This window comes from Variovorax sp. AC194, assembly GCF_979257995.1.
Genome location: NZ_OZ409823.1, coordinates 2,009,848 through 2,023,063, shown reverse-complemented (window position 1 = coordinate 2,023,063; position 13,216 = coordinate 2,009,848). Strand labels below are relative to the sequence as shown.

Here is a 13,216-nt window from a genome sequence, read left to right as displayed (position 1 = left end):
CCGCAGCCATATTGCGTATGTGGGCGCGGGTATGCGACCTAGGGGGAAACCCTGGAGAAAGCGAGCAATTCCCGGGCCATGGGCACAGAGCGCACCCGCGGCGCCGTTTCAGGTGGGCTCGGGCACCGCTGCCGCCGCCACCTTGGGCTGTGCGCAGCGCCACGCGATCAGCATGCCGATGCAGAGAAACGCCGCGGCGATGAAGAACGGCGCGCCCGGCAAGTGCACCGGCGCGCGCGGGCCGATGAAATAGCCGAAGCTGCCGGCAAACATCGCCGGCCCGACGATGCCCGCCACCGACACCAGGCTGGTGAGCGCCCCCTGGATGCGGCCTTGCTCGGCCGCGCCGACCTCGCGGGTGACCAGCGCCTGCGCCGCCGGTCCCGCGAACGCCAGCAAGGTGCCCAACGGCAGCGCGGCCAGCAGCACCCAGCCGGCATCGGCCCAGCCGTAGGCGACAAAGCCGAGCACGCCGCAACCCATGCCGAACAAGAGCGCCCGGCGCTCGCCGAAGCGCTTCACGCCCGGCCCGATCAGCAAGGCGTTGACGAGCACGCTGAGCACGCCCACCCCGCCGAGCACCCAGCCCACGGCGTCTTCCTTCCAGTGGAACCGGTAGTCGGCGAACAGCACGAACACGCTGGGGTAGACGTACTGCGCCAGGTTGACCAGAAAGAACACCGCCGCCAGCCCCGCCACCTGCGGATAGCGCCTGAGCAGCACCAGCGCGCCGAGCGGATTGGCATGCGACCAGTCGAACCTGCGGCCGCGTCGCTCCGGCGGCAGCGATTCGGGCAGCACGAACCATCCGTAGCAAAAACTCAGCAGCGTCAGGCCGGCGGCGAACCAGAACGGCAGGCGCGGATCGATGTGGCTCAGCTGCCCGCCGAGCACCGGCCCGAACACCAGCCCCATGCCGAACGCCGCGCCCACGATGCCGTAGCTGCGGGCGCGGTCTTCCGGCGGCGTCACGTCGGCGATGTAGGCATTGGCGATGGTGAAGCTGGCCGAGAAAACGCCCGACACCACCCGGCCGACGAACAGCCACGGCAGGCTGGTGGCCAGGGCCATGAACACGAAATCCACGCCCAGCCCGAGACACGACAGGAGGATCACCGGCCGCCGCCCGAAGCGGTCGGACAGCGCGCCCTGGATCGGCGAGCTCACGAACTGGATCGCCGCGAACGCCGTGCCGAACACCGCGATCCAGTACGCCGCCGTCGCGGTGCTGCCGCCGGCCAGGCGCTCCACCAGGTGCGGCAGGCCGGGCAGGATCAGGCCGAACGCCAGGAAGTCGATCAGCACGGTCACGAAGATGAAGGCGAGCGCGGCGCGGCGTGCGCGCGGCGCATGAAGGGTAGTGTTCAATCGCGGCGGCTCAGGTACTTGCCCACCCGCGGATGCGCCTCGCAAAGACCCCCGAGCCGCCCGAAAAGACCATCGAAGCAGCCGAGCACCAGCGCGAGGGTCTTCTTCAGCCGGTCGCGCTCGAACATCAGCATCGGCAGGATCTGCTTGAGCGTGTAGACGTTGATGAAAAGAATCGCGGGAAAGGCGCGCACATGCGCCCGCGAGAGGGCCAGCGCATTGCGCGCGATGTAATAGCGCCGCGCGGCCGGATAGTTGATGAAGTGGACCTTCCAGCCGAACAGCGACCGGGCCTGGATATCGCCGATCTGGTGCCGCAGCACGACGTGCGGATTGAGGTACAGCGGCACATCGCGGCCGAGGGCGCGCATGCAGTAGTCGGTGTCCACGTGGTCGATCACGTAGCGCTCGTCGAAGCGGCCGATCGTGGCCCAGGCGGCACGCGAGATCAGCGAGCCCGAGGAGATCATGAAGGCGCAGCGCACCAGCGGCTCGGTGAAGGGCTGCCCGAGGTCGAACTGGAAGACGCGCTTGCCCTCGAGGCCGAATTGCGGGATCAGCGCGTCCAGGTTCGTGTCGTGCACTAGCGGGCCGATCAGGAAGGCCGCGCCCTCCTCGCCCTTGCCCTCCCGGGCCGTCATCGCCGCCTCGCACATGGCGGCGAAGTAGCCGGGCGGCAGCTTCGAATCCTGGTCGAGCAGGAAGAAGAGTTCGGCGCCCCGCGCTTCGAGGTCGGCGATGCCCCGGTTGAACGCGCCCGCGATGCCGCCGCGGTTGCCGTTGTTCAGCACGGGGACGTCCGCATCCACGAGCGCCTGTTGCCAATCGCCCGCCTCCGGCGTGTTGTCGACCACGCACAGGTGCGCGCACGACGCGGCGAGCGCGTGCAGGTTCGCCACCTGTTCGCCGGTCGGGAAATAGGTGACGACGACGGCGCCGAACGCGAAGGACGGGGCGCTCATCGTCGGCTTCCTTGCAGGGAGGGCTCTGTTGGATGGCCGCGATGCGATGGCGTGCCCACGGCATCGGTCTTCTTCAGCCGCTGGATCGTTCGCCTGCCGCGTGCGATGCCCGGCTTCTCCACGAGGCGGTAGCTGGCGACCGATGCCGCCACGAGCAGCATCGCGCACAGCGTGCCGACCAGCCAGTACTGCATCGCCCCGGCCATCGCAAAGTCGCGCACCGGCAGCATCGCGAAGACCACGGTCAGCACGAGCCCCTGGAGCAGATAGATGCTGTAGCTCACCGTGCTCATGCGCCGCGCCGCGCGCGTGGCCAGCAGGCCGAACAGCGTGCTGCCGCGGCAGACCAGATGAAAGAAGGCCCAGAGCAGCAGCACCTGCACGGGGCCGACCATGTGCGGGAACCCGAGGAACACGGCGGCCAGGCAGGCCAGCGCGAGGAGCGAGGCGGCCCATTCGGGCAGGCGCTCCCGCCGCTGGTTCGCGCCGTCGCGGCGAAGCAGCCACGCCGACAGCATCCCGAGGAGAAACGACGCCAGCACCCAGGCGAGCGCGCCGACCACCAGCGCGAGCGTGGGGTGCGTGGGCGAGCCGGCCGAAGGAAGCGCCGCGATCGTTAGCGCCGGCAGGCACAGCAGCAACAAGCCGGCGGCGACGAAGCGCGGCGTGCGCCCCCCGCGTGCGATCGGCGCCATCAGCCGCAGCGATCCGTAGAACAGCCATTCCGCGAAGACCGTCCACGTCACGCCCGCGAGGATGAAGGCCGTGCCGACATAGCCGTTGATGTCGGGCTGCTGCGGCACGATGCCCAGGGCCAGCCACTGCAGCGCCGCGGCCAGCACGGACCACGCCGGCTCCCTGAGCACGAACCCGGTTTTCCAGGCGACCACGAGGAACATCAGCCCGATCGCCACCAGGTACATCGGGCCGATGCGCCAGAGCCGGCCGACGTAGAGGCCGCGCCAGTCCGGCCGGCCCCCGGCATCGAGCAATTTGCCCCAGAACAGGAAGGCCGTGATCATGAAGAAGACGCCCACGCCGACCTGTCCGAGCAGCGTGGGAAAGCCCGGGGGCGGAAAGGTCCACTCGCCACTCGCGACGTAGGCGTGCGTGACCATCAGGTGGTGCACGAAGACGCTCAGCGCGAGAAATCCGCGCAGCCCGTCGAGCGTCGTGGTGCGTGGGTCGCGCTGCGGCGGCTCGTCGGCCACGCGGAAGACCGGCAGCACCAGCATGCCGAGCACGGCCAGCATGAGCAGGAAGTACGGCCAGACGGAGAAGACGCTCATCGCAAGCGCGGCCTGCGTTGCAGTGGCATGGCGGGCCCCGGCGGCTTTGCGGGAACGGCGCTTTTCCCCTCGGCGGGTTCAGCGGGTTCGGCGTGTTCGCTGTCCGGCGCGAAGGTGCCGGTCACCTCACCGGCCACCGGCGACTGGAACCTCGATGCATGCGCCCATGCGGCGCCGCGCCGGTGCAGGGCGAACATCCTCATGCCCTGGCGGCATCCCTGGCAACGAGCGAGCGCGGGCGCATGTCCTGCCAGTTCGCCTCGATGTACGCGCTGCACGCGTCGTGGTCGGTCGGCGCCAGCGCCACCTGCCAGCCGGCAGGCACGGCGATGAAGGCGGGCCACAGCGAGTGCTGGCCCTCGTCGTTCACCAGCACCTGGAAGCTGGCGCTCTTGTCGTCGAACGGGTTGCTCATCTGAAATTTCCTTGCGGGTACGGAGGGTGCGGAGAGGGTGAGGAGGGTGTGCGGCGCTCAGGCCATTTCCGCGGGTGCGGTGGTTTGCACCAGTGCTTCGAGGGCGCCGGCGATGCCGGCGAGCGCGCGGTGGCATGCAAAGTCCTCGCGCAGCATCGACGCGCGCTGCCGGTAGGTGGAGTTGCCCAGCACCTTGCGCACGGCGTCGCCGATCTGCCGCGCGCTCGGCTGCCCGGTCGCGAGGTTGATGCCCGCGCCCGACCAGGCCACGCGCGCGGCGATCTCCGGTTTCTCTTCGGAGGTGCCGGCCACCACCAGCGGCACGCCCAGGCTCAGCGCATGGTTGACCGAGCCGTAGCCGCCGTTGGTGACCATCGCGTGCAGCTTGGGCAGCAGCCGGTCGTAAGGCAGGAACGGCAGCACGCGGGCATTGGCGGGCAGGTTCGCCGCGAGCGCCGGCGGCACCGGGCCGCCGGTGGTGGCGATGACGAGGATGTTCTTGTCGCCCGCCAGCGCCTGCAGCGTCGGGCCGATCAGCTGCGATGGGTTCTGGTTGGCCAGCGTGCCCTGCGTGACCAGCACGACTTGGCGGCCGTCGTCCAGCTCGTGCCACCAGTCGGGCGGCGTGAAGTCGCGGCTCGCGGGCGAGAGCAGCGGGCCGACGAAATGCACCGACGCGGGCAGGTCGCTGCGCGGGTATTCGAACGACGGCGCGGTGAGCTGCAGGTACAGGTCGGGCAGCTTCACCATCGCGTCGACGAAAAAGTCGGGCAGCGCGGGCAGACCGGCGCGCGCGAGCAGCGTGTCGAAATAGCGTTGCACCTCGCCGAACATCGCCTGCTTGAGGTTGGCATTCATCGCCTTGTTGCGCACACGCCCTTCCGGCGTGGACGACGGCGGCAGCGCGGTGCCGAAGAAGGCGGTGTCGCAGCTGGACAGCGGCAGCGCCGAGATGCCGATGCCGACGATCGCCGGGCGGTCTTCGCGCTCCCGTCCCAGCAGCAGCGGGAAGGTGCCGCAGAACATCGTGTCGGCCAGGATGGCGTCGGCCTGGAAGTCCTCCAGGATCGCGCGCAGGCCCGCGTGCTGCGCGGCCATCGCGTCGGCGAAGAAGTGCTTGAGGCCAAAGCACATCTGCGCATGCGCCGAGGCGATGCGCTGGCGCTCGGGAAAGCGCTTGTCCAGGTCGCGGTAGTCGAAGTCGATCGCGCGCTCGAAGGGCGTGAAGCCCGCGCCGGTCGCCTCGGCCTGTGCGCGGAACTGGCTCGCGGTATGCACCCGCACCGCGTGCCCTTGTTTCACCAGATGCTGCGCGATGGCCAGCATCGGCAGGACGTGGCCCGGCAAGGCGGTGGCGGCGATGAGATAGCGTGCCATTTCCGTTGGCTCCTATGAAGTGGTGGTTTCCAAAGCGCGGCGCGCCTTGGTGTCGATGCCCAGGTCCACGAAATAGCGCTGCAGCAGGTCGCGGTCCACCGGGCGGATCGGCGCGCCGATGGCTTCGAGCTGCGCATGCGTGGCCGCGCCGCTCACCTGCGGCGGCGTGGCGGTGGTGTCGTAGCGGTCGAGGATGGCGAGCACGGCCGCCAGGTCGCGGTCCTGCGCGACGGCCAGCCGCGCATGCGCGCGCTCCAGCCAGGGCTCCAGGCCCACCGGCTCCAGCCGCATGCCCATGCGCGCGAAGACGTGCGGAATGTCGCGCACCCGCAGCGCCGCCTGGCTCATCAGGTGGAACACCTGGCCCCACGAGGCTTCCTGCGCCGCAAGGCCCAGGATGGCCCGCGCCACGTCGTCCACCGGCGTGAGGTTCAGCGGCAGGTCCATGTCGGGAATCGCTTCCAGGTCGGCATAGAGATGCGCAACGCGCCAGATCAGGTCGTCGGCATTGCAGATCGCGTGCGTGTGGTCGCCGGTGACGGCGCCGAGCCGGTAGATCGCCACCGGCATGCCGCGCGCCTGCGCCTCGCGCGCCAGCGCGTCGCCGACCCACTTGCTCTGGCTGTAGCCGTCGACCAGGCCGCTCCAGGAGGCCAGCGCCGATTGCTCGGTGATGGTGTCTTCCTGGTTGTTCTGGTCGATCACCGCGAGCGTGGAGACGTAGTGCATGTGCTTGGCGCGGCCCTGCGCCGTCCATTCGAGCAGCGTGACCACGCTGTCCACGTTCGCGGGCTTCAGGCTCGCGTAGGGATGCAGGAAGTCGACCTGCGCGGCGCAGTGGTAGATGGCGTCGCAGCCATCGCGCACCAGCTGCACGGCCGCGTCGTCCAGGCCCAGGCGCGGCTTGCCGAGGTCGCCGGTCACGACCTTGATGCGCGCGTCGTCCCACACCGCGCCGAGCTGGCGCTGGGCCAGCGTGCGTTTCAGGCGCTGCTCGCCGGCCTCTTCGTCGGGCGCGCGCACGTGGCAGACCACGCAGGCCGTGGTGTCGCGCAGCAATGCCGCGAGCAGGTGGCTGCCGACGAAGCCGCTCGCGCCGGTGAGGAACACGCGGCGTGGTGCGAGCTTCGGCGCGGTGGCCTGCGGGCGGATGTGCGCGGGCAGGTCGAGCTCGCGCGACAGGTCGAGCGCCTCGGCCGTGCCGCCGGCGTTGTCGAGCCAGGCGGCCAGGTCGGCGATGGTCGGGCGGTTGTAGACCTCCGCATGCGGAAAGTCCGCGCGCACCTGCTGGCGGATGCGCATGCCAAGCTGGATGGCCATGAGCGAATGGCCGCCGATCTCGAAGAAGTTGTCGTGGATGCCGACGCGCGCGAGCTGCAGCGTCTCGGACCAGAGGGCCGCGAGCAGCTTCTCGGTGGGCGTGCGCGGCTCGACGTACAGCGCGACCGGCTGCTGGTCGGGCACCGGCAGCGCCTTCTTGTCGAGCTTGCCGCTTTGCGTGAGCGGCAGCGACGGCAGGCGCACGAAGGCCGAGGGCACCATGTAGTCGGGCAAGGCCCGCGCCATGTGGGCGCGCAGCTCGGTGGGCTGCGGCTCGGCGCCTGCGACGAAGTAGGCGACCAGGCGTTTTTCGCCGGGGGTGTCCTCGCGGGCAATGACGGCCGCTTGCGTGATCTGCGGGTGCTCGAGCAGCACCGATTCGATCTCGCCCGGCTCGATGCGAAAGCCCCGGATCTTCACCTGCTGGTCGGCACGGCCGACGAAGTCGAGGCTGCCGTCGGCGCGCCAGCGCGCGAGGTCGCCGCTGCGGTACATGCGGCTGCCAGGTGCGCCATGAGGGTCGGCGATGAAGCGCTCCGCGCTCAGCGCGGGACGATTCAAGTAACCGCGCGCCACGCCGCTGCCCGCGATATAGAGCTCGCCCGCGACGCCCGGCGGCACCGGCTGCAAGGCACTGTCGAGCACGTACATCCGCGTGTTCCAGATCGGCTGGCCGATGGAGGGCAATTCATCGGCCGTCATCGGTGCGCTCATGCTCGCGCAGATGGTGATCTCGGTCGGGCCGTAGGCATTGACCATGCGGCGGCCCTGCGACCACTTCGCCGCCAGCGCGGCGGGGCAGGCATCGCCGCCGACCACGAGCGTCAGCAGGTGCGGGAATTCGCCGTGCGGCAGCGTCGCGAGCGCGGCGGGCGGAATCAGCGCGTGGCTCACGGCCTGCTTCTCGAGCAGGTCGGCCAGGTCCGTGCCGAGCAGTTGCTGCGGGCCGGGCACCACCAGCGCGGCGCCGGCATGGAAGGCCATCAGCTGGTCCATCACCGAGGCGTCGAAACCGCTGGAGGAGAACTGCAGCACGCGCGAGTCGTGGTCGATGGCAAGGCGCTCCGCCATCGCAGTGCCCAGGCTGCTCAGGCCCGCATGCGGCACCACCACGCCCTTGGGCACGCCGGTGGAGCCGGAGGTGTAGATGATGTAGGCGGCATCGCCGGGCGCCGCGGTTTGCGCGAGCGGTGCGCTCGACTGGATCGCCAGCGCGGCCACCATGCTGTCGCTGTCGAGCGCGATGCAGCGGGGAACGCCGGCCAGTTCGGGCAGCAGCGCGTCGTGCGTCAGCACCGCGGCGGGCGCTGCTTCCTCGAACACGAAGGCGCTGCGCGCGGCCATGTGGTTGGGGTCGATGGGCAGGTACGCAGCCCCCGCCTTCACGATGGCCAGGTGCGCCACGATGAGGTCGAGCGAACGCGGCAACACCGTCGCGACGATGGCACCGGCACCGATGCCCTGTGCGCGCAGCAGGTGCGAGAGCCGGTTGGCGCGCGCGTCGAGTTCGGCATAGCCGACGGTCGCGTCGTCGAGCACCACCGCGGCTGCATGCGGTCGCTCTGCGGCATGCGACGCGACCATGGCGGCGAACGAGAGCGGCGCGATGTCGCGCGTGCGGCCGCTCCAGTCGGACAGCAGGCGGTCGGTTTCTTCCGCGCTCAGGATGGCAAGGCTGCTCACCGCGTCGTCGGGCGCCTCGCAGGCCTCTTCGAGCAATCGCACCAGCCGTGCACCCATCGCCTCGACGGTGCTGCGCTCGAACAGGTCGGTGCTGTACTGGATGCCGCCGGCGATGCCGCCCGGCAGGCCATCGGCGCCGCGCTGCTCGCCGAGGATGAACGACAGGTCGAACTTCGCGGTGTCGATGGCCACCGGCTGCGGCGTGATCGACAGGCCCGGCAGGCTGAACGACAGCCGGCTCGTGTTCTGGAAGCCCAGCATCACCTGGAACAGCGGCAGGTTGGCGCGCGAGCGGCCCGGGCGCAGCAGCTCCACGAGGCGGTCGTACGGAAATTCCTGGTTCGCATACGCGGCGAGGTTGGTGGCGCGCACGCGCGAGACCAGTTCGCGCAGGCTCGGCTGGCCCGAGGTGTCGGTGCGCAGCACCAGCGTGTTGACGAAGCAGCCGATGAGCTCGTCCAGCGCATGGTCGCTGCGCCCCGCGACCGGGCTGCCGATGACGATGTCGTCGCCCGCGCCGAGCCGGCTCAAAAGGCCCGCGAGCGCGGCCTGCAGCACCATGAAGACACTGGCCTGTCCGTCGCGCGCCAGTTGCAGGATGCGTTCGTGCACGTGCGCGGGAATCTGCAGCGGCACCACGTCGCCGCGGTAGGTGGGCGCGAGCGGCCGTGCGTGATCGACGGGCAAGGCCAGTTGTTCGGGCAGGTCGCCCAGCGAGGAACGCCAGAACGCGCGCTGGCGGCCAGCCATGCTCTCGGCGTCGTCTTCGCTGCCGAGCAGTTCCTGCTGCCACAGCGCGTAGTCGGCGTACTGCAGCGGCAGCGGCTCCCAGCCGGGCGCCTTGCCTTCGCAGCGCGCGGCGTAGGCCACGCTCAAGTCGCGCGCCAGCGGCAGCAGCGAGGCGCCGTCGCCGGCGATGTGGTGCGTGAGCAAGAGCAGCACGTGCTCGTCGGCAGCGAGCTTGAAGAGCGAGACGCGCAATGGCGCCGCACTGCCGAGTTCGAAGCCGTGGCCCGCCGCGGCGTGAAGCTGCGCGGCGATGTCTTCTTCGCTGCTGTCGGCCTCGATCACGGCCGGGCTCGCATCGGCGCCATCGAGGATGTGCTGGTACGGCAGCCCGTCTTCGTTCGGGTAGACGGTGCGCAGGCTTTCATGGCGCTCCACCAGATCGCCGAGCGCCGCATGCAGCGCGGCTCGGTCGAGCGTGCCCGACAGGCGCAGCGCGAGCGGCATGTTGTACGCGGGGTTCGCGCCTTCGAGCTGGTTCATCAGCCAGAGGCGCCGCTGCGCGAAGGACAGCGGAATGCGCGCGGGGCGCGGCATCGGCACGAGGCTCGGGCGGGCGACCGACTCCTGGTCGAGCAGCTCCGCGAGACCGGCGATGGTGGAGACCTGGAACAGCGTGTCGACCGGCAGGTCGATCATGAATTGCTGGCGGATCATCGACATCAGCTGCACGATCATGAGCGAGTGCCCGCCGAGCTCGAAGAAGTTGTCGTGCACGCCCACGCGCGGCAGGTGCAGCGTCTCGGCCCAGAGGCCGGCGAGGATCTTCTCCGTCGGCGTGCGCGGCGCGGCATACGGCGTGGCGGCCTGCACTTCGGGCGGCGGCAGCGCCTTGCGGTCGAGCTTGCCGCTCGGGCCGAGCGGCAGCGACGGGAGGCTGACGAAGGCCGACGGCACCATGTACTCGGGCAGCGATTGCGCGAGGTGCGCGCGCAGTTCGGCCGCTTGCGGATCGGCGGCATCGGCTGCGACAACATAGGCCACGAGGCGCTTCTCGCCGGGCACGTCTTCGCGCGCCACCACCGCGGCCTGCGCGACCTGCGGGTGCTGCAGCAGTACCGACTCGATCTCGCCCGGCTCGATGCGCAAGCCGCGGATCTTCACCTGCTGGTCGGCGCGGCCGAGGAAGTCGAGGCTGCCGTCCTTGCGCCAGCGCGCGAGGTCACCGGTGCGGTACATGCGGCTGCCGGGCGCGCCGTAGGGGTTGGCGATGAAGCGTTCGGCGCTGAGCAGCGGACGCTGGAGGTAGCCGCGTGCGAGACCGACGCCCGCGATGTAGAGCTCCCCGGTCACGCCGGCCGGCACGGGCTGCAGGCCGCTGTCGAGCACGTGCATCTGGGTGTTCCAGATCGGGCGGCCGATGGGCACGCTCGCGGCTTGCGCATCGCCCGTTCGCTCGCATTCCCACGAGGTGACGTCGACCGCGGCCTCCGTCGGACCGTACAGGTTGTGCAGCTCGCAGGTGAGCAACTGCTGGAACTGCGATTGCAGCGCGGGCGACAGCGCCTCGCCGCTGCAGATCACGCGGCGCAGCGTGGTGCATGCGGCGGCCGTGGGCTCGCGCAAAAAGACCTCGAGCATCGACGGTACGAAGTGGACCGTCGTGATGCGTTCTTCCGCGATGAGGTTCGCAAGGTACGCCGCACCCTTGTGGCCACCCGGCTTCGCGAGCACCAGCGTGGCGCCGTCGATCAGCGGCCAGAAGAATTCCCACACCGACACGTCGAAGCTCGACGGTGTCTTCTGCAGCACGCGGTCGTCGGCCTTCAGGCCGTAGCGGTCCTGCATCCAGCAGAGGCGATTGACGATGGCGCGGTGCGACACGACCGCACCCTTGGGCATGCCGGTGGAGCCCGAGGTGTAGATCACGTAGGCCGGGTGCGAAGGGTCGATCGCGACATCGAGGTTGGTGTCGTCGCAACTCGCCGGATCCGCAATCGTTTGCGCTACATCGAGCAGCAAAGTGGGGGCGGCTTTCGGCAGCGACTCCGCGAGGGCTTCGGTCGTGACGAGGCACACGGGCTGCGCGTCGCCGAGCATGAAGGCGATGCGGTCCTGCGGGAAATCGGGATCGACGGGCAGGTACGCCGCGCCGGTCTTCAGCGTGGCGAGCAGCGCGACCATCAGGTCCATCGAACGCGGAATTGCGAGCGCCACGATGCGCTCCGGGCCCGCGCCGCGTGCGCGCAGCAGATGCGCGAGGCGGTTGGCGCGGCGGTTCAGTTCTTCGTTGTCGATCTCCTGCCCCTCGAAGCGCAAGGCGATGGCCTTCGGGTTGGCGGCGAGCTGCGCTTCGATCAATGCGGTGAGGTGCGTGTCGGGCACCGCGTGGTCCGTGTCGTTCCACGTCACCAGCAGTTGCTTGCGCTCTTCGGCGCCGAGCAGGTCGATGTGGCCGATGGCTTGCAAGGGCAAGCGGATCACGGCGTCGATGAAGGCGATGAGCCGGCGCTGATGGTCGGCCAGTTCCTCCGCGGTGTGCACCGCGGGGTTGGCGTCGAAGTCGATCTGCAGGTCCTGCCCGTTGCCGCGCTCGTACAGGAAGATGCCCAGGTCTTCGGCCGTGCCGTTGGAGAGGTTGCGCGGCTTGGCTGCATGGCCCGCGAAACGGAAGTCGTAGTCGAAAGGCTCGACGTTGACCACGGTGGTGAAGAGCTGCCGGTTGTTCACCAGCATGTTGAGGTCGCTGCGCAGGTGCTCGTAGCGGTACGACTGGTGCCGCAGGATCTGTCGCATCTGGCGGCCGACTTCGCGGATCAGTTCGGGAATCGGCAGGTCCGCGCGCATCGCGAGACGCAGGGGCAGCGCGTTGGCCACCATCGCGGGCACGCGGCGCATGCGGTCGTTGTGGCGCGCGGTCACGGGGATGCCGATCGCCATGTCCTCGATGCCCGTGGCGCGGTACAGGTAGGCCGCGGTGGTGGCGATCAGGATCTGCGGCAACGTGGTGCCCAGCTCCTGCGCGATGGCCTGCAGGGCCTGCACGCTGGCTGCGGGCAGGTGCACCGTCTGGCGCAACAGGCCACCGACGTTGACCGAGCGGTGCGAAGCGAGGCTCAGCGGATCGGGCGCGTCGGCGAAGCGCTCGGTCCAGTACTGGCGGTCGCGCGGAAAGCGGCCGGACTCGCGGTAGGCGTGTTCTTCTTCGGCCAGCTGCGAGATCGGCGCGAGGCGCGAGTCTTCGGGCACCGCTGCATTGCCGTCGACCATCGCGGTGTAGATGTCGGCGAAGCGGCGCGCGATGAGCCCGCCGCTGAAGCCGTCGAGCGCGATGTGATGGCTGCGGTGGTACCAGATGTGGCGATCGGGCGCGAGGCGGATCAGTGCGGAGAGCCACAACTGGCCGTGCGCGAGGTCGATGCCCTGGGTGTAGTCGGCGCGCATCCAGCGCTCGGCTTCGGCGTTCGGATCGCTTTTGTTGCTCAGGTCGAGGTACGGAATCTCGCCGGTGAAAACCGGCGCGACGACCTGGCGCGGTCCTTGTGCCGTGTCGACGAAACGCAAGCGCGTGGCTTCGGTTTCATCGGCCACCTGCCGCATGGCGGCGATGAAGATGTCGGGGTCGATCTCGCCGTCGATGTCGATGGCTTCGGCGAGATTGAAATTGGTGTCTGGCGACGCGAACTTCGCGCCGAGCCACATCGCCATCTGCCCCGAGGTGAGGGGGGCGGTGCGGCCCAGCTGATCGACGGTACTCATGCACTTCTCCAGGTCTTGAGTGAATTCGGCAACGATGCATGTGCGCGTGAAATGGACGCGTCGTGCATCGGCCGCTCAAGGAGAAATGCCGGTGCTCCGCGGTGACAATCCGTTCACATTGCCAGACCAATGTACAAGTGGTTGCAACATTTTCAGTGACCGTTTTTGAGCTAAAAACATTTCACGAAGGTCTTTGAGCGCGAAAGATTTCATCCGGAAGTTGCGATGCGAATCGGGGTTTCCGGAATCGAAGGCTTTCATCGTATTTCGCGCGCCATGCACCCCAAAAGATTGTTGCGACGCAGCAACTTGGTGTG

The 13,216-nt window shown here is 69.2% G+C and carries 6 protein-coding genes; all 6 read right to left on the bottom strand.

What is annotated here, in order from left to right; genetic code table 11:
• Positions 1-108: 108 nt before the first annotated feature.
• Positions 109-1,368 carry a TCR/Tet family MFS transporter gene (locus ACZYRS_RS09740; protein ID WP_463419063.1) on the bottom strand — a complete coding sequence of 420 codons (1,260 nt, stop codon included), beginning with the start codon at positions 1,366-1,368 and terminating at the stop codon, positions 109-111.
• Positions 1,365-2,330 carry a glycosyltransferase family 2 protein gene (locus ACZYRS_RS09735; protein ID WP_463419062.1) on the bottom strand — a complete coding sequence of 322 codons (966 nt, stop codon included), beginning with the start codon at positions 2,328-2,330 and terminating at the stop codon, positions 1,365-1,367. Before ACZYRS_RS09735 ends, ACZYRS_RS09740 begins: the two co-directional genes overlap by 4 nt.
• A complete protein-coding gene (locus tag ACZYRS_RS09730) occupies positions 2,327-3,619 on the bottom strand; it encodes an acyltransferase family protein (protein ID WP_463419061.1) in 1,293 nt (430 codons plus the stop codon). Before ACZYRS_RS09730 ends, ACZYRS_RS09735 begins: the two co-directional genes overlap by 4 nt.
• Before the next feature lie 199 nt (positions 3,620-3,818).
• Complete coding sequence (locus ACZYRS_RS09725) at positions 3,819-4,034, bottom strand: MbtH family protein (RefSeq protein WP_463419060.1); 216 nt, start codon at positions 4,032-4,034, stop codon at positions 3,819-3,821.
• Between the two features lie 57 nt (positions 4,035-4,091).
• Positions 4,092-5,411, bottom strand: coding sequence for a glycosyltransferase (locus tag ACZYRS_RS09720; RefSeq protein ID WP_463419059.1), 1,320 nt, complete (start codon positions 5,409-5,411; stop codon positions 4,092-4,094).
• 12 nt (positions 5,412-5,423) lie between these two features.
• The gene (locus ACZYRS_RS09715) at positions 5,424-12,899 is read right to left on the bottom strand and encodes a non-ribosomal peptide synthetase (protein ID WP_463419058.1); all 7,476 of its coding nucleotides are present in this window, start codon (positions 12,897-12,899) and stop codon (positions 5,424-5,426) included.
• Positions 12,900-13,216 lie beyond the last annotated feature (317 nt).